Here is a 23,946-nt window from a genome sequence, read left to right as displayed (position 1 = left end):
TCGCCACGGGTTCAGGCGATAGTGGAGTACGTGACTGCTGTTCCTCACCCCCGTTCCGAAGCCGGCGAGCCCGCCCGGTCCGGCCGCCGCAGCCTCGCTGTGGCGCTGCTGTCCGGCGCGCTCGGCGCCGCCGTGGCCCTGCTGTCCAGCAGGCAGCGCTGGGCGGAGGGCACCGCCACGGTGGCCGGTGGCGCCTTCCCGCTGACCGCCAAGGGCAGCGACGTCACGGGCGTGCCCGCGGCCCTCGCCATAGTGGGCCTCGCCGCGCTCGTGGCCGTCTTCGCCGTCCGCCGGGCCGGCCGCCTCCTGGTCTCCGCGCTGCTCGCACTCTCCGGCGCCGGCATCGCCGCCGCGGCCCTGCTGGGCGCGTCCGACGGGTCCGCGCTCGACGAGAAGGCGGCCGAGGCCAGCGGGGACACGTCCGCCACGGTCGACGCGCTCAGTCACACCGGCTGGCCGTACGTCGCCGCGGCCGGTGGTGCGCTCATCCTGGTCGCCGGGCTGCTGGCGCTGCGCTACGGCGGCCTGTGGCCGGCCATGTCCGGCCGCTACGAGCGCGGCACGGCGGCGCAGCGGCCGCGCCGGGCACCGAAGCCGGTGGATCCCGACCGGCCCGAGGACATCTGGAAGGCGCTGGACCGGGGCGAGGACCCTACCGGCGCGTGACGCTTCGCCGGGGGCGCCGTAAGGGTGGCGGGCCGAGTCGGTTGGCTGCGGCGCCGTTGTGGCTGGGCGCGCAGTTCCCCGCGCCCCTATGGGGCGCGGGGCGCTGGGCGGTGTGGCGAATCAGACGCCACCCCCGCGTCCGGCACGCGGGCGGGTACGGGACAATGGAGGACGAGAATCCGGAAGGACACGTACGAGCCCGGGCCCGTACGACACGTACCAGTAACGAGGAGCAAGTCATGGCGGGCAGCAACCACGGTCACACCCCGGCCGCCTGGACCGGCGTCATCATCGCCTTCGTCGGTTTCTGCGCCGCGGGCGCATTCATGGTGATGGCGCAGCCGGTGGGCTTCTGGGCCAGCATGGTGATCGTGCTCCTCGGCGGCGTGGTCGGCATGATCATGCGCTCTATGGGTCTCGGCCAGCCCAAGGAAAGCGGCGCGCTCGTGTACACCAGCGCCCCCGCCGCCACTCGCGAACCGGCTGCCGCCGAGAGCTGATCCGCACCGCATCCCGAGGGGCGCCCCGAGGCATCGGGCGCCCCTCGCGCGCGTGCGCCGACCGTACGGGGCACAATGCGAGGCGTGAACGCCGACAGCCACAGCGCAGCCGCCCCGCCGGTGATGCCCTCCCTCAGGGGCCGGCTGGCCGTACCCGTCTCCGTGCTGGGCGCCGTCGTCGGAGCCTTCGCCTACGTCGGCGCCGTCGATCCCAACCAGCCCGGCCACTATCCGGTCTGCCCGCTGTACCGGCTCACCGGCCTGTACTGCCCCGGCTGCGGCGGCCTGCGCAGCGCCCACGCGTTCATCCACGGCGACTTCCTGGCCGCGCTGCGGGACAACGCGATGGGCGTGCTCGCCTATGCGGGCTTCGCCGTGGTGTGGACCGTCTGGGTGATGCGCGCGGTGCGCGGCCGGCCGGTCCGGATCGAGCTCAGGCCGGCGCAGATGTGGAGCCTGGGCGTACTGCTGCTGGTCTTCACCGTTGTCCGGAACCTGCCCCTCGGTGGCTGGTTGCATCCTTGATCAACTGTGAATGTCCAGGTAGTGGGACCGGCGTCGGCTGGATGCGGGGCCGGTGCCGTCCTGCGGATACCATCGATATGACCATGGGTTTTGACACCCGTCTGGAAGAACCGTCCGGAACCGGAAGGGGACCGCTCGCGTGAGTGTGCTCGACGAGATCATCGACGGAGTCCGTGCCGACCTCGCGGAGCGGCAGGCGCGCGTCAGCCTCGACGAGCTCAAGGAGCGCGCGGCGAAGGCCCCGGCCGCCAAGGACGGCGTGGCCGCGCTGCGCGGTGAGGGCGTCAAGGTCATCTGCGAGGTGAAGCGCTCCAGCCCGTCCAAGGGCGCGCTGGCCGCGATCGCGGACCCGGCCGGGCTCGCCGCGGACTACGAGGCGGGCGGCGCGGCCGTCATCTCGGTCCTGACCGAGCAGCGCCGCTTCGGCGGCTCGCTGGCCGACCTGGAGGCGGTCCGGGCCCGGGTGGACATCCCGGTGCTGCGCAAGGACTTCATCGTCACGTCGTACCAGCTGTGGGAGGCGCGCGCGTACGGCGCCGACCTCGCGCTGCTGATCGTCGCCGCCCTCGACCAGCCGGCCCTGGAGTCGCTGATCGAGCGCGCCGAGTCCATCGGCCTCACCCCGCTCGTCGAGGTCCACGACGAGGACGAGGTCGAGCGCGCGGTGGACGCGGGCGCCAAGGTGATCGGCGTCAACGCGCGCAACCTGAAGACCCTGGAGGTCGACCGCTCCACCTTCGAGCGGGTCGCCCCCGAGATCCCCGCCCGCATCGTCAAGGTCGCCGAGTCCGGCGTCCGCGGCCCGCACGACCTGATCGCGTACGCCAACGCGGGCGCCGACGCGGTCCTGGTCGGCGAGTCCCTGGTCACGGGCCGCGACCCCAAGTCGGCGGTGGCCGACCTGGTGGCGGCGGGCGAACACCCCGCGCTCCGGCACGGCAGGCCCTGAGCAGCCGGTAGGCTGACCCCGATGACTCCCACCATGACGACCGTGGACCGGTACGCCCGTCTCGCGCGCGGCTGCCGCCCCCGGGGCTGCCGAGCCCCGGCGAGGCGTGTCCACGGTCGTCGGGTGCGTTATGTCATCGGAGACGAGCCCGGCCAGGTGAACGGACGTCGATGGCAGCGCGCCCCAAAGGGGCGCGGGGAACTGCGCGACCAGCCACACACGGCCTGAGGTCGTACACCAGGCTCCGCCCCCACGGCGAACAGTGTTTTTCATCGGCACTCACCGTGAGGTTTCTGCATGCCCAGCGATTTCTTCTTCCCTGACCCCGAAGGCCAGGTGCCCTCCCCCGAGGGCTATTTTGGCGCCTTCGGCGGCAAGTTCATCCCCGAAGCCCTCGTCGCCGCCGTGGACGAGGTCGCCGTCGAGTACGACAAGGCCAAGCACGACCCCGAGTTCGCCCGCGAACTCGACGACCTGATGGTCAACTACACCGGCCGCCCCAGCGCCCTCACCGAGGTCCCCCGCTTCGCGGAACACGCCGGCGGCGCCCGCGTCTTCCTCAAGCGCGAGGACCTCAACCACACCGGCTCGCACAAGATCAACAACGTGCTCGGCCAGGCCCTGCTCACCAAGCGCATGGGCAAGACCCGGGTGATCGCGGAGACCGGCGCCGGACAGCACGGCGTGGCGACGGCCACCGCCTGTGCGCTGTTCGGCCTCGACTGCACGATCTACATGGGCGAGATCGACACCAGGCGCCAGGCCCTGAACGTGGCCCGGATGCGCATCCTCGGCGCCGAGGTCATCGCCGTGAAGTCCGGCAGCCGCACCCTCAAGGACGCGATCAACGAGGCGTTCCGCGACTGGGTGGCCAACGTCGACCACACCCATTACCTCTTCGGCACGGTCGCCGGCCCGCACCCCTTCCCGGCGATGGTCCGCGACTTCCACCGGGTCATCGGCGTCGAGGCCCGCCGCCAGCTCCTGGAGCGGGCCGGCCGGCTCCCCGACGCGGCCGTCGCCTGCGTCGGCGGCGGCTCCAACGCCATCGGCCTCTTCCACGCCTTCATCCCCGACGAGGGCGTCCGCCTCATCGGCTGCGAGCCCGCGGGCCACGGCGTGGAGACCGGCGAGCACGCGGCCACCCTCACCGCCGGCGAGCCCGGCATCCTGCACGGCTCCCGGTCCTACGTGCTCCAGGACGACGAGGGCCAGATCACCGAGCCGTACTCGATCTCGGCCGGTCTGGACTACCCGGGCATCGGCCCCGAGCACTCCTACCTCAAGGACTCCGGCCGCGGCGAGTACCGTGCGGTCACCGACGACGCGGCCATGCAGGCCCTGAGCCTGCTCTCCCGTACCGAGGGCATCATCCCGGCCATCGAGAGCGCCCATGCCCTCGCCGGCGCCCTGGAGGTCGGCAGGGAGCTCGGCAAGGACGGGCTGATCGTCGTCAACCTGTCCGGCCGTGGCGACAAGGACATGGACACCGCCGCGCGCTACTTCGGGCTGTACGACCCCGACGCCGAGGTCGCCGCCGACGCCACCGCCACCGCCGAGATCGAGGGGGACGCCAAGTGAGCGGGAACATTCGGGCGCTGGACGACGCCCTCGCCGGTGCCAAGGCCGAAGGCCGGTCCGCGCTCATCGCCTATCTCCCGGCCGGGTTCCCGACCGTGGACGGCGGCATCGAGGCGATCAAGGCCGTGCTGGACGGCGGCGCGGACGTCGTCGAGGTCGGGCTGCCGCACAGCGACCCGGTCCTGGACGGTCCGGTCATCCAGACCGCCGACGACATCGCCCTGCGCGGCGGTGTGAAGATCGCGGACGTCATGCGCACGGTCAAGGAGGCCTCCGCGGCCACCGGCAAGCCGATCCTCGTCATGACGTACTGGAACCCCATCGACCGCTACGGCGTCGAGCGCTTCACCGCGGAGCTCGCCGAGGCGGGCGGCGCGGGCTGCATCCTGCCCGACCTGCCGGTCCAGGAGTCGGCCCTGTGGCGGGAGCACGCCGAGAAGCACGGCCTCGCGACGGTCTTCGTCGTGGCGCCGAGCAGCAAGGACGAGCGGCTCGCGAAGATCACCGCGGCGGGCAGCGGGTTCGTCTACGCGGCCTCGCTGATGGGCGTCACCGGTACCCGCGCATCGGTCGGCACGCAGGCCCAGAACCTGGTCGAGCGCACCCGGGCCACCGGCACCGAGCTGCCCGTCTGCGTCGGCCTCGGAGTCTCCGACGCGGCCCAGGCCGCCGAGGTCGCCGGCTTCGCCGACGGTGTGATCGTCGGTTCGGCCTTCGTGAAGCGGATGCTGGACGCGCCGGACCAAGCGGCCGGCGTGGCGGCCGTCCGGGAACTCGCCGGGGAGCTGGCGAAGGGCGTGCGCGGACAGGCATGACCCGTATGGGCAGGCATGCCCCATAGGGGGCACCGCCCGGCATGACAGAACATTCGGTCACTCGAACGGGTGGACCTGGGACCGGGGAGGCGCGGTGCGCCTCCCCGGTTCGTTCTGGGGGTGTGAGCGAGAAGAATCGTGACGGAAAGCGGATGGCCCGTGAGCGGCTGGCGGCCGAGCGCGAGAAGCAGCGGGCCGCGGACAAGCGGCGGCGCGCGCTGATCGTGGGCGCGAGCGTCGTCTGTGTCCTGGGTCTGGCGGCGGTGGTCGGCGTGATCGCCGCGAACGCGGGCAAGGACAAGAGCGGTGCGAGCTCGGGCCCGGTCGTGGCGCCCTCCGGCGCGCAGGGCAAGGACAGCCTCGCGATCCCGGTCGGCAAGGACGGCGCCAAGGCGACGCTCACCGTCTGGGAGGACTTCCGCTGCCCGGCCTGCCAGGCCTTCGAGACGGCGTACCGGCCGACGCTCCACGAGCTGGCCGACACCGGCCGGCTCAGAGTCGAGTACCACCTGGTCACGCTGATCGACGGCAACCTCGGCGGCAGCGGCTCCCGCAACGCGGCCAACGCGGCGGCCTGCGCCCAGGACGCCGGGAAGTTCCGGGACTTCCACGACGTGCTGTACGAGAACCAGCCGAAGGAAACGGACGACGCGTTCGCGAACAACGACAAGCTGATCGAGCTGGCCGGGCAGGTGCAGGGGCTGAACACGCCGGCGTTCCAGAAGTGCGTCAAGGACGGCACGCACAACTCCTGGGTCGCGAAATCCAACCAGGCCTTCCAGGCGGCGAAGTTCAACGGCACGCCGACCGTCCTGCTCGACGGCAAGAACATCTACCAGGACCAGACCATGACCCCGGCCAAGCTGAAGCAGCTGGTCGAGGACGCGAACAAGCGGTAGAGAGGGGGGTAAGCGTTTCTCACGCCCCCGTTATGGAGCCGTAGCCGGGCTGGTTGCCGTCGGCCCGGCCCGGCACGGTAGCGTCGACCCTGCCATGGAAGAGATTGCCTACATTCCCAGCCCGTCGCGCGGAGTGATCCACCTCGGACCCATTCCGCTGCGTGGCTACGCGTTCTGCATCATCATCGGTGTCTTCGTAGCCGTCTGGCTCGGAAACAAGCGCTGGACCGCCCGGGGCGGGCGGGCCGGCACCGTGGCCGACATCGCGGTCTGGGCCGTACCGTTCGGCCTGGTCGGCGGGCGTCTGTACCACGTGATCACGGACTACGAGCTGTACTTCAGCGCGGGCCGTGACTGGGTCGACGCGTTCAAGGTCTGGCAGGGCGGTCTCGGCATCTGGGGCGCGATCGCGCTGGGTGCGGTGGGCGCGTGGATCGGGTGCCGGCGCCGGGGTATCCCGCTACCGGCCTACGCCGACGCCATCGCTCCCGGCATCGCCTTCGCCCAGGCGATCGGCCGCTGGGGCAACTGGTTCAACCAGGAGCTGTACGGCCGCGAGACCCATGTGCCGTGGGCCCTGCACATCACCTCCTCCGAGGGCGGCCGGATCCCGGGCTACTACCACCCGACCTTCCTCTACGAGTCGCTGTGGTGTGTCGGCGTCGGCTTCCTGGTCATCTGGGCGGACCGCCGCTTCAAGCTCGGCCACGGGCGGGCCTTCGCGCTGTACGTCGCCGCGTACTGTGTGGGCCGCGGCTGGATCGAGTACATGCGCGTCGACGACGCCCACCACATTCTCGGTCTCCGGCTCAACGACTGGACCGCGTTGATCGTGTTCCTGCTCGCGGTGCTGTACATGGTGCTCTCCGCGAAGAAGCGGCCGGGCCGGGAGGCGGTGGTCGAGCCGGGCGTCATCGAGGGTGAGGCCGAGTCCGGCGGCGACGCGGAGGCCGCGGAGACGGTGGAGGCCGCGGAGACGGTGGAGGCCGCGGAGACGGTGGAGGCCGCTGAGGCGAAGGACGCGGGTAACCCCGATGCCGTTGCCGATGCCGAGGACGACGCCGAGGACGACGACGCCGACGAGGTCAAGGACGAGGCTGGCTCGGGGACCAAGAAGAGCTGACCTGCCGTTGTACGGCGAAGAGGGCGCCCGGGACTGAACCGGGCGCCCTCTTCGCGTGCGGGCCGCCGGGGTTGCGCCGGGTCCGGCACCGCCGGACAGCGCCGTCGCGGCGGAAGAAAAAGATCGTCGCGGTGGCGGAGAAGGAAGTCGCCGTCGCGGGAAGAAGTTGCGATGGAACAAGGGGGCCGGCGATGACCGGCTCAAGAGGTCAGCGGCGGTCGGTCAGGGAGAGGGTTCTGCGGGCCGCGGCCACCACCGCCGCGTCGATGAAGCTGCCGTCGGGGAGGGCTTGGGCGCCTTGTTCCGTGGTGGCTGCCTTGATGACTCTTTCGGCCTGTTCCAGTTCGGCCTCCGTGGGGAGGTAGGCCCGTTCGATGATCGGGAGCTGGCGGGGGTGGATCGCGGCGCGGCCCAGGAAGCCCAGGGCGCGGCCGTGGGCGCAGGAGGCGGCGAGGCCGCCCAGGTCGCGGGTGTCGGGGTGGACCGACTGGGGCGGTGGGGCGAGGCCCGCCGCCCGCGCGGCCACCACGATCCGGGAACGGGACCAGTCGAGGCCGATGTCGTCCCGTACGCCCAGGTCGGCCCGTAGGTCCGCCTCGCCCAGGGAGATGCCCCGCAGGGCGGGGTGGGCGGCGGCGATGGCGTAGGCGTGTTCGATGCCGAGGGCCGATTCGAGCAGGGCGTAGAGGGGGAGCGCGGTGGTCAGGGCGGCGAGCCGGCGGATGTCCTCGGGGCTCGTCACTTTGGGGAGGCGCAGGCCGTCGAGGCCGGGGAGGGAGACGAGGGCCTGGAGATCGGCCTGCGCCCAGGGGGTGTCCAGGGCGTTGATCCGGACGTGCACCGGCACCTGCTGGGAGTGGGTGAGGAGCTCCGCGGTGGCGGCGCGGGCGTAGTCCTTGCGGTCGGGGGCGACCGCGTCCTCCAGGTCGATCACCACCACATCGGCTCCGGAGGCCAGCGCCTTGGCGACCACACGGGGCCGGTCGCCGGGCACGTACAGCCAGGTCAGCGGGAACGGCGCGGTGGTCATACGGCGCCCTCCGCACGCAGGGCCCGCACCTGGGCCGGGGTCAGGCCCAGCTCGGCCAGGACCTCCTCCGTGTCGGCGCCGTGCGGACGGCCGGTCCAGCGGATCGCGCCGGGGGTGGCCGAGAGCCGGAAGAGCACGTTCTGCATGCGCAGCGGGCCCAGCTCGGGGTCGGGCACGGTGGTGATCGTGTTCAGCGCCTGGTACTGCGGGTCCGCCATGACGTCCCGTACGTCCTGGACGGGCGCCACCGCCGCCTCCGCCTTCTCGAACTCGGCCAGCACCTCGGCACGGGAGCGGGTGGCGACCCAGCCGCCGACGGCCGCGTCGAGGACGTCGGCGTGCGCGGCCCGGCCGGCGCCGGTCGCGAACCACGGCTCGTCGATCAGCTCCGGGCGCCCGACCAGCCGCAGCACGCGTTCCGCGATCGACTGGGCCGAGGTGGACACGGCGACCCAGCTGCCGTCCGCCGTGCGGTAGGTGTTGCGCGGGGCGTTGTTGGCGGACCGGTTGCCGGTCCGTGCCTGGACGTAGCCGAGCTGGTCGTACCAGGTGGGCTGCGGGCCGAGGACGGCCAGGATCGGCTCGATGATCGCCATGTCGACGACCTGGCCCTCGCCGGTGCGGTCCCGGGCGGCGAGCGCGGTCATCACCGCGTACGCGGTGGCCAGCGCCGCGATGGAGTCGGCGAGCCCGAACGGGGGCAGCGTCGGCGGGGCGTCCGGTTCGCCGGTGATCGCCGCGAAGCCGCTCATCGCCTCGGCGAGGGTGCCGAAGCCGGGGCGACGGGCGTAGGGGCCGAACTGGCCGAAGGCGGTGACCCGGGCCAGGACCAGGCGCGGGTTGGCGGCGGAGAGTTCCGCCCAGCCGAGGTCCCACTTCTCCAGGGTGCCGGGGCGGAAGTTCTCGACGATCACGTCGGCGGTGGCGGCGAGCCGGAGGAGCGTGGCACGGCCGCCGGGCTTGGACAGGTCGAGGGTGATGGCGCGCTTGTTGCGGCCGAGGAGCTTCCACCACAGGCCGACGCCGTGTTTGGCCGGGCCGTGGCCCCGGGAGGGGTCGGGCTTGGCGGGGTGCTCCACCTTGACGACCTCGGCGCCGAAGTCGCCGAGCAGGGTGGCGGCGAGCGGACCGGCGAAGAGGGTGGCGAGATCGAGGACGCGCAGACCGGTGAGGGGCGGGAGCGGGGCCTCGGGATGCGTCGCCGGGCCCGTGGGTGGCGTGGGTGTCGTGTTCATGCGGTGTACTGGGCCTCGATCTCCGGGCGGTACGGCATCGACGCCGTAGCCCCTTCCCGCTGTACGGAGATCGCCGCCGCTGCGGCCGCCCAGGACAGGGCCTCCCGGATCGGCTTCTCCTCGGCCAGGGCCACCGCGAGGGCGCCGACGAAGGTGTCGCCCGCGCCCGTCGAGTCCACGACGGTCACCCGGGGTGCGGGGATGACCAGGGGTGCGGCGTCGCGGGTGAGGTAGAGGCTGCCGGCCCCGCCGAGCGTGACGACGACCTGCGGCACCCGGTCGAGGAGCGCGGCCGCCGCGTCGCGCGGGTCGGTGCGGTCGGTGAGGGTGGCCGCCTCCCGCTCGTTCGGCACCAGCAGGTCGATGCTGTTGAGGAGTTCGAACGGGAGCGGGCGGGCCGGGGACGGGGTGAGGATGGTCCGGACGCCGTGCCGGCGGGCGGCCTGCGCTCCGGCCACCACCGCCGCGAGGGGGATCTCCAACTGGAGCAGGAGCGTGTCGGCGGAGGCGATGACGCCCTCGTCGCCGGGGGAGAGATGGTCGACGGTGCCGTTCGCGCCGGGGACCACGACGATCGCGTTGCCGCCCTCGTCGTCCACGACGATGTGCGCGGTGCCGGAGGGGCCCTCGATCGTGCGCAGCGAGTCCGTGTCCACGCCGGAGTGTTCGAGGGTCTCGCGCATCCGGGCGCCGTAGACGTCGTGGCCGACCGCGCCGATCATCGAGACGGTGGCGCCGGCGCGGGCGGCGGCGATCGCCTGGTTGGCGCCCTTGCCGCCGGGGATCGTGCGGAATGCTCGTCCCGTCACGGTCTCGCCGAGCTGTGGGGCTTTCTCGGCGTACGCGACGAGGTCCATGTTCAAGCTGCCCAGTACGGCGATGTGGGTCATGAGCGGGTCGCCTCCAGGTGGGTGAGGTGGGCGAGGGCGTCGAAGCCGGTGCCGTCGAAACCGGCGACGGAGGTGGCGAGTCGGTTCTTGAGCGGGGTCGTCCAGCGGTCCGGGAGGGCGTCGGGGTCACCGGCGAGCAGTCCGGCGACGGATCCCGCCGTCGCGCCGTTCGAGTCGGTGTCCCAACCGCCGCTCACGGCACGGCCGACGGAGCCGGTGAAGTCGCCGTCGGCGTGGGTGAGGGCGGCGGCGATCAGGGCGGTGTTGGGGATGGCGTGCACCCAGTGGTGGGTGGCGGAGTGGGTGGCGTGGAGTTCGTCGACGACGGTGTCGAAGTCGGCGTGTTCCCCGGCGAGCCGGATCGCGTGATCGATGGCGTGGGCGAGGCGCGAGTGGGGCGGGACGACGGATCGGCCGGTGCGCAGACAGGCGTGGACGTCGTGGGTGCCGGTGGCGGCGGTGGCGATGACGGCCGCCGTGAACATCGCCGCGTAGACGCCGTTGGCGGTGTGGGTGAGGGTGGCGTCGCGGTGGGCCTGTTCGGCGGCGGCGGCCGGGTCGCCGGGGTTGGTCCAGCCGTGCGCGTCGGCGCGGATGAGAGCGCCGATCCACTCGCGGAAGGGGTTGCGGTGGCGGGCGGTGTGCGGGGGTTCGATGCCGGTGAGCAGGTTGCGGTAGGCGACGCGCTCGGCGGTGAAGGTGCGGCCGGCGGGTAGCTCGTCGAGCCAGAGGGCGGCCACGTCGGTGGTGGTGAAGTCCCTGCCGTGGCGTTGCAGCAGGAGGAGGTTGAGGAGAGGGTAGTTGAGGTCGTCGTCCTCGGGCATGCCGGCGATGTTCTCGGCGAGGGAGGTGGGGGCGGAGCGGCGGTTCCAGGGGTGGGCGAGAAGGAGGTCCCGGGGGACGCCGTGGGCGGTGAAGTAGTGGTGCAGGGGCCAGTTGCCGGTGGCGCGGGCGAGTTCGCGGATGGCGTGGAGGGGCAGCTTCTCGACCGGTTTGCCGAGCAGGCAGCCGACGGCCCGGCCCAGCCAGGCGGCGTGGTAGGCGCGGGCGTTGGGGGGCGGCGCGGGGGCGGGGACGCCTGCCGGCGCTTGCCGGGCGCCTCCCCCAGCCTTCGGCCGGGGGGACCTCCAGCGCCCGCCCTCCCCCACGCTCGGCTTCGCTCGCGCGAGGGGACCCCCATCGCCCCTGGGGGCACCTCCCAGGCCCTTGAGGCACTGGGGGAGGCACGACCGCCCGCAACTGTGCGGCGCCCCGTCAGGGGCGCGGGGCTCCAGTCGATGTGCGGCTGCCGCCGCGTGGGCGCGATCAGCCACATCGCACCCGCAGCCGCACGACGGCCCGCACCGCCCTCCCCGGGGCGCGTCCGGCCACTGGGGACACAGTGCCTTGATCTCGGCCAGCTCCGTCGGCTCGTTCAACCTGCTGGGGAGATCGGCGAGTTCGTCGAGCAGGTCCTCCGCGAGCTGGCGCAGATAGCGCGACGCCCGGTCCGGCGACGCGCCCGCGCGCGGCGGCGCGTCCGTACCCCCCGCCGCCCGCCACCTCGCCTCGACGGCCGACGGCTCCCGTCCGTCCTGGCGGGCCTGGCGCAGCTCATGGCCCAGCAGGTCCTCCGGCTGGACCCAGGTCAGGCGGAGCAACTGGAGCCTCCGAGGCGGGCGAAGGACTCCTCGTGGGCACGGCGGCGTTCCGTGTCGCGGGTGAAGATCTCGCGGGTCACGGCGGCCAGCGTGCGGGGCGGTTCCCAGAGGTCGAGGCGGCTGGCCTCCGCGACGTGCTTCGACCACTCCTGCGGAACCGGCGATCCCAGCGCCCCGGCGATCGCGCCCGCCATCGTCGCGATCGAGTCGCAGTCCCTGCCGTAGTTGACGGCACCGAGGACGGCGTGCCGGTGGTCCCCGTCGGCCACCAGCAACATGCCCAGGGCGATGGGGAGTTCCTCGATGGAGTGCAGGCGGGAGGGACGGCGGGCGCCCAGGGAGGGGGACCGGTAGTCGGGGCCCACCGTGTCGTAGGGGGCGATCGCCTCGCGGAGCGGGACGAGCGCCGACTCGAAGTCCGTGTGGTGCGCGGCCGTTTCACAGACCTTCTCGATCGCCGTGCGCGTGCCGTCCCGCGCCACGGCCAGGCAGACGCCGACCACCGAATCCGCCGTCGCGCCGGGCGCCGTCGCCGCCGCCACCGCCGCCGCGAAGACGCCCGCCGCCTCTCTGCCGTACGACGACTGGTGGGCGCCCGCGACATCCAGGGCCTCGGCGTACGCGGCCCGCGGGTTCGCCGCGTTGACCAGGCCGACCGGGGCCATGTACATCGCGGCGCCGCAGTTGACGATGTTGCCGACGCCGGCCTCGCGGGGGTCGGCGTGGCCGTGGTGCAGGCGGGTCGCCAGCCACTTCTCGGCGAGGAAGACGCGGTGGAGGAGGAGGGTCTCCGTCTCCAGCTCCGGAATCCAGCGGGGGTTGGTCATCAGGTCCGGGACCAGGTGGTCGGCGATCGCGTACGCGTCGAGATGGTCGCGGACCCTGTCGTACACCCGTACCAGCGCATGGGTCATCAACGTGTCGTCGGTGACGTGCCCGTCGCCCTTGTGGTACGGCGCGATGGGGCGGGCGGTGCGCCAGGCGTCGCCGTTCCAGGGACCGACGATGCCGTGGACGCGGCCGCCGTGCCGTTCGAGGATCTGGTCGGGGGAGTATCCCTCCACCGGACCGCCGAGGGCGTCGCCGACGGCGGCCCCGACCAGTGCTCCGGTGATCCGGTCGTCGAGCGAAGCTCCGGCGCTTTCTTCTCCTTTGGGCGTCATGCACCGAATCATCCACCTGGACGGGCCGGTTGTGTGGCTTCCAGGAGTTCGGCGAGTTCCACGAGGTCGGTGTCGGTGAGGCGGGGGAGGGCGCAGCCGGAGAGGGTGCGGCAGGCGTCCCGCCAGGACTCCGGGATCTCTTCGGCGCCGCCGAGGGCGCCGGTGAGCGCGCCGGCCAGGGCGGGGGCCGAGTCGGCGACCCGGGAGAGGCAGGCGGCGGCGGGCACGGCCTCGGCGATCCGGCCGCGCGCGGCGGTGGCGAGGGCGAGGGCGACCGGGACGGTTTCGGCGGCGGCGATGCCGTAGCTGTAGACGTGGTCGACGATTTGGTGTTCGAGGAGGGGGATCAGGGCGAACGCGGAGTCCGAGGTGCCGGCCAGGGTGAGGGCGTGCCGGGCGTTGCGGCCGATCTCGGTGGCGTCGGGGAGTTCGGTGAGGGCGGCCGCCACGCAGGTCTCGACCTCGGCGCCGACGAGGGCGAGGGCGAGGGCCGCGGCCATGGCCCGGGCGCCGTGCACGCCGTCGCCGTCCTGGGTGTAGCGGGCGTCGAACTCGGCGAGGTCGGCGGCGCGTCGGGGGTCGCCGGGGTAGGCGACGGCGAGCGCGCAGGCGCGGACGCAGGCCGCGTCGTCGAAGTAGTGCGGGTTGTCGTGGCCGGTGGCGGGCGGGCGCAGGCCGGCGGCGAGGTTGCCGAGGCCGGCGCGGACGGAGATGCGGGCGCGCAGCGGGAGTACGGCCGACTCGATCTCCGGGGCGCGTTCGGCCGCGGCGGCGACCTCGGAGGCGACGGCGGTCCAGGTGAGGTCGATGGCGGCGCGGGTACGGAGCTCACGGCTGAGGTCGCCGAGGACGGTGTCGTCGCCGGCGCGCAGGACGGCCTCCGCGGCGAAAGCCGCCCACTCGGCGTCGTCGGAGGGGCCGAGTCGGAGGGGCTCGGGGGGCTGGTTGAGGGCGATGGGGACGGGGAGGGTGGTGGTCGCGTTGTGCTCGGCGAAGGTGTCGAGTTCGCGGGTGAGGCGGCGGGTCCATTCCGGCATGCGGGATGCGCGGTGCCGCGCGGAGGGCCAGCCGGCGGCGTCGCCTGCGGCGAGCCCGAGGAGGAGGCCCTCGATACGACGCCGGGTCACCGGAACCCCTCACCACACCCGGCCACCAGCGGGCTCCGCCCCCTGAACCCCCGAGACCTCCCACGCCCACCACCCGCCTCACTCGGCGGAAGGACCGGTGCGGGGGGTGGCGGCTCGGCCGGCCGCAGGGCCGGCGTAGCGGGTTGTGGCTCGGCCGGCCGCAGGGCCGGCGTAGCGGGTTGTGGCTCGGCCGGGCGCAGGGCCGGCGTAGCGGGTTGCGGCTCGGTGGGCGGTGCGGTCGGTGCTGAGGAGGGTGGCTCGGTGGGCAGTGAGGCCGGTGTCGGGGGTGGTGGCTCGGTGGCGGTCGGAGTTGGTGGTGCGGGCGGCGCCGAGGGGTGCGGTTCGGTCGGCGGGGGCGCCGGTGGTGAGGAGCGTGGCCCCGTTGTCCCCCAAGCCGCCGCCGTCAGCAGTTCCGCCACCTCCAGTACGTGGCGGCCCGCCATCGACGGCAGGCAGCTGCCCCGGGCCGGGCCGATCGCCGCACCCCACTCCGGTGGGATCGATGTCTCGCCCCGCGTCGCGCCCGCCAGCGCGCCGGCCACCGCGGCTGTCGTGTCCGCGTCGCGGCCCATGTTGACGGCCGTCAGCACCGCGTCGCGGAAGTCGCCGTCCGCCGCCGCGTACGCGCCGAAGGCCAGCGCGACCGCCTCCGGGGCCAGGTCGGTCCAGGGGTAGCCGCCGATGACCACCGCGGTGCGGACCGCGCGTTCGCCGCGGTGGGCGACCGACACCGCGCGGCGCAGCGAGCGGGCCGTCCACGAGTCGTCCGGGATCACCGCGAGGGCCGCCGCCACCACCGCCGTCGGAGGGGCCCCGGCCATCGCCGCCGCGACCCCCGCCGCCACCGCCTGGCCGCCGTAGATGCCCTCGCCCTCGTGGCTCACCGAGCCGTCGACGGCGACGAGCCGGGCCGCCTCGGCGGGGCGGCCCGCCGCGAAGACGCCGAAGGGGGCCGCCCGCATCGCGAGGCCGTCGCTCCAGGCGTGCCGGTGCTGGGCGGAGATGGGGGCGGCCAGGCCCCGGCGGAGGTTCTCCAGGGTCCCGCGCTCGCTGAAGCCGGCGCCCTTGAAGGGGCCCTCGGCGCGGTCGGCGATCCACTCGTGCCAGGCCGCCTCGACATGGGCGCTGGTGAGTGCCGAGCCATGGCGGGCGAGGAGGAGGCCGGAGAAGATCGCGTACTCGGTGTCGTCCGTACCGGCGGGGCGGTCGGTCAGGTATCCCGTGACGCGGCCCCAGCGGGCGCGGATCTCGGAGGGCTTCATGTTCTCCGCCGGCGCCCCGAGCGCGTCGCCCACGGCCAGGCCCAGCAGCGCTCCCCGAGCCCGGTCCCGCAGTTCGGAGGCGGGCTCGTCGGGAGTGGGGACCGGCGGCGTGCAGACGATCGATGACATGGGCGGGCCTCTCCGGGAGGGGCTTCGCGCGGGGGCGCGGAACCGTTTGCGGATGTGTCCCACCAACGGCGGTTGACCGCAGCCTGGAGGGCCTTCACATCACCCGGTCGACATCTGCGCGGCATCTCGCCCGTGTGAGCGGAGAGGCGTAAAACCGCAGGTTAGCCGAGCCTTTCCTTGCTGGCGACGGGGAATGCCGCGACGTATCGTGAGCGTTGTCGAAAGATAGAACTTGTCCAAAGTTAGCTTTGCCTCAGCTTATCTGGAGGCGTGCTGCGAGAACTTTTGGGGGAACCCACATGGCCGTCATCGAGACCCAGGCGTCCCTGCACGAGGCCCACCGCGACAACCACACCCACCGGGATGTCAACGGCGGGTGGCTGCGGCCCGCCGTCTTCGGTGCCATGGACGGACTGGTCTCCAACCTCGCCCTGATGACCGGTGTCGCGGGCGGGTCCGTCGGTCACCAGACCATCATCATCACCGGGCTCGCGGGGCTGGCCGCCGGCGCCTTCTCGATGGCCGCCGGCGAGTACACCTCCGTCGCCTCGCAGCGCGAGCTCGTCGAGGCCGAGCTGGATGTCGAGCGCGCCGAGCTGCGCAGGCATCCGCAGGACGAGGAGGCCGAGCTGGCCGCCCTGTACGAGGCGAGGGGCGTGGAGCCGGCGCTCGCGCGGGAGGTCGCCCGGCAGCTGTCCGCCGACCCGGAGCAGGCGCTGGAGATACACGCCCGGGAGGAGCTCGGGATCGACCCCGGCGAGCTGCCCTCCCCGCTGGTTGCCGCCGTCTCCTCCTTCGGGGCGTTCGCGCTGGGCGCGCTGCTGCCCGTGCTGCCGTTCCTGCTCGGCGCGACCGCGCTCTGGCCCGCCCTGCTGCTGGCGCTCTTCGGGCTGTTCGGGTGTGGTGCCGTGGTGGCCAAGGTGACCGCGCGGAGCTGGTGGTTCAGCGGCCTGCGGCAGCTCGCGCTGGGTGGCGCGGCCGCCGGTGTGACGTACGTCCTGGGTACTCTGTTCGGGACGGCCGTAGGATAGTGCGACTGGTACCTATGCGTTGGGCCGCATAAGTACCCGTTACTCGCTGGTTTCGAATGCTTAACCACTGGGCATGAGCCGTAAGCGCCGCAGGCAATGACGCCTGCCGGGCACCTGTGGGGTGGCGCGACGCTCACCCCGCCCCCCGCGGACCGATGGACACGGATCTGTCCGGATCGGTCCCCCACCACCTTGACCGCTTTGTGCGGTCCCTCGCCGTAACCCCCTGCGGCGTCCGCATGTCGGAACGGTGTATCCAGTTCCCGAGAATCGCTCCATCATGTAACCTGCGTGAAATTTCGCAACAAAAACGCAGAGGGCCAGCGTCGTCCCTCGGCACCTGCTATATGCCACTGACGACGACGGGAGAGCCGATGCGTACGCCGCGCCAGCCGTCCCAGCACTCCACGAATGGCCAGAATCGGTCGTTCATGGATGCTCGCCCTGCTGCGCAGGGTATGTACGACCCCCGCAACGAGCGCGACGCCTGTGGCGTCGGCTTCGTGGCCACCCTCACCGGCGAGGCGAGCCATGTGCTGGTCGAGCAGGCACTCACGGTTCTGCGCAACCTGGAGCACCGCGGCGCGACCGGCTCCGAGCCCGACTCGGGTGACGGTGCGGGCATCCTCTCCCAGGTGCCCGACGCCTTCTTCCGCGAGGTGGCCGGATTCGAGCTGCCGGCGGCCGGTTCGTACGCCGTCGGTATCGCCTTCCTCCCGGAGGACGGTGCCCAGGACGCCGTCTCGCGGATCGAGACGATCGCGGACGAGGAGGGCCTCACCGTCCTCGGCTGGCGCGAGGTTCCGGTCGCCCCGGGGCTGCTCGGCGCCACCGCCCGCTCCACCATGCCGGTCTTCCGGCAGGTCTTCGTCACCGACCACGCCAGCGAGGGCATCGCGCTGGACCGCAAGGCGTTCGTGCTGCGCAAGCGCGCCGAGCGCGAGGTGGGCGTCTACTTCCCGTCGCTGTCCGCGCGGACCATCGTCTACAAGGGCATGCTGACCACCGGCCAGCTCGAGCCCTTCTTCCCGGACCTGTCCGACCGCCGCTTCGCGTCCGCGATCGCGCTCGTGCACTCCCGGTTCTCCACGAACACCTTCCCGTCGTGGCCGCTCGCGCACCCCTACCGGTTCGTCGCCCACAACGGTGAGATCAACACCGTCAAGGGCAACCGCAACTGGATGGCCGCCCGCGAGTCGCAGCTGGTCTCCGACCTGTTCGGCCCGCAGGACAAGCTGGACCGCGTCTTCCCGATCTGTACGCCCGACGCCTCCGACTCGGCGTCCTTCGACGAGGTGCTGGAGCTCCTGCACCTGGGCGGGCGTTCGCTGCCGCACTCCGTGCTGATGATGATCCCGGAGGCGTGGGAGAACCACGACTCCATGGACGCGGCCCGCCGCGCCTTCTACGGTTTCCACGCCACGATGATGGAGCCCTGGGACGGCCCCGCCACCGTCACCTTCACCGACGGCGTCCAGGTCGGCGCCGTTCTCGACCGCAACGGTCTGCGCCCCGGCCGCTACTGGGTCACCGACGAGGGCCTGGTCGTCCTCGCCTCCGAGGTCGGCGTCCTCGACATCGACCCCGCCAAGGTCATCCGCAAGGGCCGGCTGCAGCCCGGCAAGATGTTCCTCGTCGACACCGCCGAGCACCGCATCATCGAGGACGACGAGATCAAGTCGGCCCTCGTCACCGCGCAGCCGTACGCGGAGTGGCTGGAGGCCGGCGAGATCGAGCTGGGCGACCTGCCCGAGCGCGAGCACATCGTGCACACCCACGCCTCGGTCACCCGCCGCCAGCAGACCTTCGGCTACACCGAGGAAGAGCTGCGCGTCATCCTCGCGCCGATGGCCAAGGCCGGCGCCGAGCCGATCGGCTCCATGGGCACCGACTCGCCGATCGCGGCGCTCAGCGAGCGCCCCCGGCTGCTCTTCGACTACTTCACCCAGCTGTTCGCGCAGGTCACCAACCCGCCGCTGGACGCCATCCGGGAAGAGCTGGTGACGAGCCTGCGCTCGTCGCTCGGCCCCTCGGGCAACCTGCTCGACCCGAACGCCGCCTCCTGCCGCTCGGTCGTGCTGCCCTTCCCGGTGATCGACAACGACGAGCTGGCCAAGCTCATCCACATCAACGCCGACGGCGACATGCCCGGCTTCAAGGCCGCGACCCTCTCCGGCCTGTACCGGGTCTCCGGCGGCGGCGAGGCGCTCGCCGCGCGGATCGACGAGATCTGCGCCGAGGCCGACGCGGCCATCGAGAACGGCGCCCGCCTGATCGTGCTGTCCGACCGGCACTCCGACGCCGAGCACGCGCCGATCCCGTCGCTGCTGCTCACCGCGGCCGTCCACCACCACCTCATCCGCACCAAGCAGCGCACCCAGGTGGGTCTGCTGGTCGAGGCCGGTGACGTCCGCGAGGTCCACCACGTCGCCCTGCTGATCGGTTTCGGCGCCGCCGCCGTCAACCCCTACCTGGCCATGGAGTCCGTCGAGGACCTGGTCCGCGCGGGCACCTTCCTGCCGGGCATGGAGTCCGAGCAGGCCATCCGCAACCTGATCTACGCCCTCGGCAAGGGCGTCCTGAAGGTCATGTCCAAGATGGGCATCTCGACGGTCGCCTCCTACCGCGGCGCCCAGGTCTTCGAGGCCGTCGGTCTCGAAGAGGGCTTCGTCGAGAAGTACTTCAACGGCACCGCCTCCAAGATCGGCGGCGTCGGCATCGACGTCATCGCCAAGGAGGTCGCCGCCCGCCACGCCAAGGCCTACCCGGCCTCCGGCATCGCGCCGGCGCACCGCGCCCTCGACATAGGCGGCGAGTACCAGTGGCGTCGCGAGGGCGAGCCGCACCTGTTCGACCCGGAGACGGTCTTCCGCCTCCAGCACTCGACGCGCGCCAACCGCTACGACATCTTCAAGAAGTACACGGACCGCGTGAACGAGCAGTCCGAGCGGCTGATGACGCTCCGCGGCCTGTTCGGCTTCAAGAGCGACCGCCCGTCGATCTCCATCGACGAGGTCGAGCCGGTCTCCGAGATCGTCAAGCGGTTCTCGACCGGCGCCATGTCCTACGGCTCCATCTCGCGCGAGGCCCACGAGACCCTCGCCATCGCCATGAACCAGCTGGGCGGCAAGTCCAACACCGGTGAGGGCGGCGAGGACCCGGACCGGCTGTACGACCCGGCCCGCCGGTCCGCCATCAAGCAGGTCGCCTCCGGCCGCTTCGGCGTGACCTCCGAGTACCTGGTCAACGCCGACGACATCCAGATCAAGATGGCCCAGGGCGCCAAGCCCGGCGAGGGCGGCCAGCTGCCCGGCCACAAGGTCTACCCGTGGGTCGCCAAGACCCGGCACTCCACCCCGGGTGTCGGCCTGATCTCCCCGCCGCCGCACCACGACATCTACTCCATCGAGGACCTGGCCCAGCTGATCCACGACCTCAAGAACGCGAACCCGAAGGCGCGGATTCACGTCAAGCTGGTCTCCGAGGTCGGCGTCGGCACGGTCGCGGCCGGTGTGTCCAAGGCCCACGCGGACGTCGTGCTCATCTCCGGTCACGACGGCGGTACGGGCGCCTCCCCGCTGACCTCGCTGAAGCACGCGGGCGGCCCCTGGGAGCTCGGCCTCGCCGAGACCCAGCAGACCCTGCTGCTCAACGGCCTGCGGGACCGGATCGTCGTACAGACCGACGGCCAGCTCAAGACCGGCCGTGACGTCGTCATCGCCGCGCTGCTCGGCGCCGAGGAGTTCGGTTTCGCGACCGCGCCGCTCGTCGTCTCCGGCTGCATCATGATGCGTGTCTGCCACCTGGACACCTGCCCGGTCGGCGTCGCCACCCAGAACCCGGTGCTGCGCGACCGCTTCTCCGGCAAGGCCGAGTACGTGGTGAACTTCTTCAAGTTCATCGCGGAGGAGGTCCGCGAGATCCTCGCCGAGCTGGGCTTCCGCTCCATCGAGGAGGCCGTCGGCCACGCCGAGACGCTCGACGTCACCCGGGCCGTCAACCACTGGAAGGCGCAGGGCCTGGATCTGGCCCCGCTCTTCCACGTGCCCGAGCTGCCCGAGGGCGCGGCGCTGCACCGGACCGTCGCGCAGGACCACGGCCTGGAGAAGGCCCTGGACAACGAGCTGATCAAGCTCGCCTCCGACGCCCTGGCCGCCTCCAGCGCCACCGACGCCCAGCCGGTGCGCGCCCAGGTCAAGGTCCGCAACATCAACCGCACGGTCGGCACCATGCTCGGCCACGAGGTGACGAAGAAGTTCGGCGGCGCGGGTCTGCCCGACGACACCATCGACATCACCTTCACCGGCTCGGCCGGCCAGTCCTTCGGCGCCTTCCTGCCGCGCGGTGTCACGCTCCGGCTGGAGGGCGACGCCAACGACTACGTCGGCAAGGGCCTCTCGGGCGGCCGCGTGATCGTGCGTCCGGACCGGGCGGCCGACCACCTGGCCGAGTTCTCGACGATCGCGGGCAACACCATCGCGTACGGCGCGACCGGCGGCGAGCTGTTCCTGCGCGGCCGCACCGGCGAGCGGTTCTGCGTCCGCAACTCCGGCGCGCTGGTCGTCTCGGAGGGCGTGGGCGACCACGGCTGCGAGTACATGACCGGCGGTCACGCGGTGGTCCTCGGCGAGACGGGCCGCAACTTCGCGGCCGGCATGTCCGGTGGCGTCGCGTACGTGATCGACCTGAACGTCGACAACGTCAACGCCGGCAACGCCGGCGCCGTCGAGGCCCTCGACGACGCCGACAGGCAGTGGCTGCACGACGTGGTGCGCCGGCACGCCGAGGAGACCGGCTCGACGGTCGCCGAGAAGCTGCTCGCCGACTGGGACACGGCCGCGCAGCGGTTCAGCAAGATCATCCCCAGCACGTACAAGGCAGTGCTCGCCGCCAAGGACGCCGCCGAGCGAGCCGGTCTCTCCGAGACCGAGACCCACGAGAAGATGATGGAGGCGGCGATCAATGGCTGACCCGAAGGGCTTCCTGAAGCACGGCCGTGAGGTCGCCAAGACCCGTCCCGTCAGCGAGCGCGTCAAGGACTGGAACGAGGTCTACGTCCCCGGCTCACTGCTGCCGATCATCAGCGAGCAGGCCAGCCGGTGCATGGACTGCGGCATCCCGTTCTGCCACAACGGCTGTCCGCTCGGGAACCTGATCCCCGAGTGGAACGACTTCGCCTACCGCGAGGACTGGACGGCCGCCTCCGAGCGGCTGCACGCGACCAACAACTTCCCGGAGTTCACCGGTCGCCTCTGCCCGGCCCCCTGTGAGTCGGCGTGCGTGCTCGGCATCAACCAGCCGGCCGTCACCATCAAGAACGTCGAGGTCTCGATCATCGACAAGGCGTGGGAGGCGGGCACGGTCGCCGCGCAGGCCCCCGAGCGCCTGTCCGGCAAGACCGTCGCCGTCATCGGCTCGGGCCCCGCGGGCCTGGCCGCCGCCCAGCAGCTCACCCGGGCCGGTCACACCGTCGCCGTCTACGAGCGCGCCGACCGCGTCGGCGGCCTGCTCCGCTACGGCATCCCCGAGTTCAAGATGGAGAAGCGGCACATCAACCGCCGTATCGAGCAGATGCGCGCGGAGGGCACCCGCTTCCGTACCGGTATCGAGATCGGCCGCGACCTCAAGGCGACCGACCTGAGGAAGCGGTACGACGCGGTCGTCATCGCCGCCGGCGCCACGACCGCCCGTGACCTGCCGGTCCCCGGCCGCGAGCTCAAGGGCGTCTACCAGGCCATGGAGTACCTGCCCCTGGCCAACAAGGTCCAGGAGGGCGACTACGTCACCTCTCCCGTCTCGGCCGAGGGCAAGCACGTGATCGTGATCGGCGGCGGCGACACCGGCGCGGACTGCGTGGGCACCGCCCACCGCCAGGGCGCGGCCTCGGTCACCCAGCTGGAGATCATGCCCAGGCCGGGCGAGGACCGGGCGCCGAACCAGCCGTGGCCGACCTTCCCGATGCTCTACAAGGTCACCTCGGCGCACGAGGAGGGCGGCGAGCGGGTCTACTCCGTCTCCACCACCCACTTCGAGGGCGACGAGGACGGCAACGTCCAGTGGCTGCACCTCACCGAGGTGGAGTTCATCGACGGCAAGCTCACCCCGAAGCCGGGCACCGAGCGCAGGATCCCGGCCCAGCTGGTCACCCTCGCCATGGGCTTCACCGGCACCGACCGGGCCAACGGCCTGGTCGAGCAGTTCGGTCTCGACCTCGACGAGCGCGGCAACATCGCCCGCGACGCCGACTTCCAGACCAACGTCCCCGGCGTCTTCGTCGCCGGTGACGCGGGCCGCGGCCAGTCCCTGATCGTCTGGGCGATCGCCGAGGGCCGTTCGGCAGCCAAGGGCGTCGACCGCTTCCTCACGGGCGTGAGCGACCTCCCGGCCCCGATCCGCCCGACGGACCGCTCGCTGATGGTCTGAGGCACACCTCAACAGACGTCCCGTACAAAGGCGTACGGACACTGACGGCGCCCGCCCCCCAGTCCCCGACCGGACGACAGGGCGGGCGCCGTCGCCTTTTCACGATCAAGTAACCTCGGCCTCCTGAACCAGGGCGAGGGGGCACAGAGCATGGCCGCGATCAGTCTCAGCAAGGTGGAGCGGACCGCGCCCGCGCTGGCCGGCTCGTACAAGGCGGCCGGTGTCTCCCTCACCAAGCACGGCCTCGACGGGCTGCGCGCCGCCGTCTACCTGGTCGTCGACTACTCCGGCTCGATGAAGCCGTACTACGCGGACGGCAGCGTGCAGGCACTCGCCGATCGGGTGCTCGGCCTCTCCGCACACCTGGACGACGACGGCCGGGTCCCCGTCGTCTTCTTCTCCACCGACATCGACGCGGTCACCGACATCAAGCTGGCCGAACACACCGGCCGCATCGAGAAGATCGCGGCCGGGCTCGGGCACATGGGCAAGACCAGCTACCACCTGGCCATGGACGCGGTGATCGACCACTACCTGGACAGCGGTGCCACCGATCCCGCCCTGGTCGTCTTCCAGACCGACGGCGGCCCGATCAACAAGCTCGCCGCGGAACGCTACCTGTGCAAGGCGGCCAGGCTGCCGCTGTTCTGGCAGTTCGTCGGCTTCGGCGACCCGCACAGCAAACAGTTCGACTTCCTGCGCAAGCTCGACGAACTGGCGGTGCCGGGCAGGCGGGTGGTGGACAACGCGGGGTTCTTCCACGCGGGTCCCGACCCGCGGCAGGTGCCGGACGGCGAGTTGTACGACCGTCTCGTCGGCGAGTTCCCGCAGTGGCTGGCGGCGGCGCGGGCGGCGGGCATCGTACGCGCCGGCTGACCGCGGGCCGACTCGGCCGCCCCGGCCGACTTGACGCCGCACCGTTGGCTGCCGGGGGTCTGCCGTGCCACCCTGAGGGGTG

General features: G+C 72.2%; 20 protein-coding genes. 13 read left to right on the top strand and 7 right to left on the bottom strand.

Annotated features, from left to right (window positions below):
* The first annotated feature begins 21 nt into the window (after positions 1–21).
* The 9 genes from LQ326_RS27915 to lgt all read left to right on the top strand — a co-directional run bounded on the left by LQ326_RS27915 (position 22) and on the right by lgt (position 7,058).
* Positions 22–666, top strand: a complete 645-nt coding sequence (locus LQ326_RS27915) for a TIGR02234 family membrane protein (protein WP_234541345.1) — start codon at positions 22–24, stop codon at positions 664–666.
* Positions 667–905: 239 nt separating this feature from the next.
* Positions 906–1,166, top strand: coding sequence for an HGxxPAAW family protein (locus tag LQ326_RS27910; protein ID WP_234541343.1), 261 nt, complete (start codon positions 906–908; stop codon positions 1,164–1,166).
* A 75-nt stretch (positions 1,167–1,241) separates the two neighbouring features.
* Complete coding sequence (locus LQ326_RS27905) at positions 1,242–1,691, top strand: DUF2752 domain-containing protein (RefSeq protein ID WP_234541342.1); 450 nt, start codon at positions 1,242–1,244, stop codon at positions 1,689–1,691.
* A gap of 139 nt (positions 1,692–1,830) precedes the next feature.
* A complete protein-coding gene (trpC, locus tag LQ326_RS27900) occupies positions 1,831–2,640 on the top strand; it encodes an indole-3-glycerol phosphate synthase TrpC (protein ID WP_181804541.1) in 810 nt (269 codons plus the stop codon).
* Positions 2,641–2,661: 21 nt separating this feature from the next.
* Positions 2,662–2,868, top strand: coding sequence for a tryptophan biosynthesis modulator TrpM (gene trpM, locus LQ326_RS48800; RefSeq protein ID WP_372496971.1), 207 nt, complete (start codon positions 2,662–2,664; stop codon positions 2,866–2,868).
* 69 nt (positions 2,869–2,937) lie between these two features.
* Positions 2,938–4,221, top strand: coding sequence for a tryptophan synthase subunit beta (gene trpB / locus LQ326_RS27895; RefSeq protein ID WP_234541339.1), 1,284 nt, complete (start codon positions 2,938–2,940; stop codon positions 4,219–4,221).
* Positions 4,218–5,036, top strand: coding sequence for a tryptophan synthase subunit alpha (trpA, locus tag LQ326_RS27890; protein WP_234541338.1), 819 nt, complete (start codon positions 4,218–4,220; stop codon positions 5,034–5,036). The genes trpB and trpA overlap by 4 nt, the downstream gene beginning before the upstream one ends.
* Before the next feature lie 122 nt (positions 5,037–5,158).
* Positions 5,159–5,935, top strand: a complete 777-nt coding sequence (locus LQ326_RS27885; protein WP_234541335.1) for a DsbA family protein — start codon at positions 5,159–5,161, stop codon at positions 5,933–5,935.
* A gap of 94 nt (positions 5,936–6,029) precedes the next feature.
* On the top strand, positions 6,030–7,058 hold the full coding sequence (gene lgt / locus LQ326_RS27880) for a prolipoprotein diacylglyceryl transferase (protein ID WP_234541332.1): 1,029 nt from the start codon (positions 6,030–6,032) through the stop codon (positions 7,056–7,058).
* 208 nt (positions 7,059–7,266) lie between these two features.
* Here lgt and LQ326_RS27875 read toward each other — a convergent pair whose 3' ends face one another.
* From LQ326_RS27875 to LQ326_RS27845, 7 genes are read right to left on the bottom strand one after another with little or no spacing between them, the layout of a single operon-like run.
* On the bottom strand, positions 7,267–8,088 hold the full coding sequence (locus tag LQ326_RS27875) for an HpcH/HpaI aldolase/citrate lyase family protein (RefSeq protein WP_234541331.1): 822 nt from the start codon (positions 8,086–8,088) through the stop codon (positions 7,267–7,269).
* A complete protein-coding gene (locus LQ326_RS27870) occupies positions 8,085–9,323 on the bottom strand; it encodes a CaiB/BaiF CoA transferase family protein (protein WP_234541330.1) in 1,239 nt (412 codons plus the stop codon). Before LQ326_RS27870 ends, LQ326_RS27875 begins: the two co-directional genes overlap by 4 nt.
* Positions 9,320–10,213 carry a ribokinase gene (gene rbsK / locus LQ326_RS27865; protein ID WP_234541325.1) on the bottom strand — a complete coding sequence of 298 codons (894 nt, stop codon included), beginning with the start codon at positions 10,211–10,213 and terminating at the stop codon, positions 9,320–9,322. The genes LQ326_RS27870 and rbsK overlap by 4 nt, the downstream gene beginning before the upstream one ends.
* Positions 10,210–11,853, bottom strand: coding sequence for an ADP-ribosylglycohydrolase family protein (locus tag LQ326_RS27860; protein WP_234541323.1), 1,644 nt, complete (start codon positions 11,851–11,853; stop codon positions 10,210–10,212). Before LQ326_RS27860 ends, rbsK begins: the two co-directional genes overlap by 4 nt.
* The gene (locus LQ326_RS27855; RefSeq protein ID WP_234541321.1) at positions 11,841–13,016 is read right to left on the bottom strand and encodes an ADP-ribosylglycohydrolase family protein; all 1,176 of its coding nucleotides are present in this window, start codon (positions 13,014–13,016) and stop codon (positions 11,841–11,843) included. The genes LQ326_RS27860 and LQ326_RS27855 overlap by 13 nt, the downstream gene beginning before the upstream one ends.
* An 8-nt stretch (positions 13,017–13,024) precedes the next feature.
* A complete protein-coding gene (locus tag LQ326_RS27850; RefSeq protein ID WP_234541319.1) occupies positions 13,025–14,143 on the bottom strand; it encodes an ADP-ribosylglycohydrolase family protein in 1,119 nt (372 codons plus the stop codon).
* Complete coding sequence (locus LQ326_RS27845; protein ID WP_372496970.1) at positions 14,140–15,534, bottom strand: ADP-ribosylglycohydrolase family protein; 1,395 nt, start codon at positions 15,532–15,534, stop codon at positions 14,140–14,142. Before LQ326_RS27845 ends, LQ326_RS27850 begins: the two co-directional genes overlap by 4 nt.
* Before the next feature lie 299 nt (positions 15,535–15,833).
* Between LQ326_RS27845 and LQ326_RS27840 the strand changes: the two genes are divergently transcribed.
* The 4 genes from LQ326_RS27840 to LQ326_RS27825 all read left to right on the top strand — a co-directional run bounded on the left by LQ326_RS27840 (position 15,834) and on the right by LQ326_RS27825 (position 23,864).
* Positions 15,834–16,565: a VIT1/CCC1 transporter family protein gene (locus LQ326_RS27840; protein ID WP_234541318.1), complete on the top strand. Its 732-nt coding sequence runs from the start codon at positions 15,834–15,836 to the stop codon at positions 16,563–16,565.
* A gap of 374 nt (positions 16,566–16,939) precedes the next feature.
* Complete coding sequence (gene gltB / locus LQ326_RS27835) at positions 16,940–21,535, top strand: glutamate synthase large subunit (protein ID WP_234541316.1); 4,596 nt, start codon at positions 16,940–16,942, stop codon at positions 21,533–21,535.
* Positions 21,528–22,988 carry a glutamate synthase subunit beta gene (locus LQ326_RS27830; RefSeq protein ID WP_234541313.1) on the top strand — a complete coding sequence of 487 codons (1,461 nt, stop codon included), beginning with the start codon at positions 21,528–21,530 and terminating at the stop codon, positions 22,986–22,988. The genes gltB and LQ326_RS27830 overlap by 8 nt, the downstream gene beginning before the upstream one ends.
* A 150-nt stretch (positions 22,989–23,138) precedes the next feature.
* Positions 23,139–23,864 carry a vWA domain-containing protein gene (locus tag LQ326_RS27825; RefSeq protein WP_234541311.1) on the top strand — a complete coding sequence of 242 codons (726 nt, stop codon included), beginning with the start codon at positions 23,139–23,141 and terminating at the stop codon, positions 23,862–23,864.
* The last annotated feature ends 82 nt before the right edge of the window (positions 23,865–23,946 follow it).

Source organism: Streptomyces shenzhenensis (genome assembly GCF_021462265.1).
GTDB lineage: Bacteria > Actinomycetota > Actinomycetes > Streptomycetales > Streptomycetaceae > Streptomyces > Streptomyces shenzhenensis.
The sequence above is the reverse complement of the archived record's forward strand: the minus strand, read 5'-3'. Positions and strand labels throughout refer to the sequence as shown.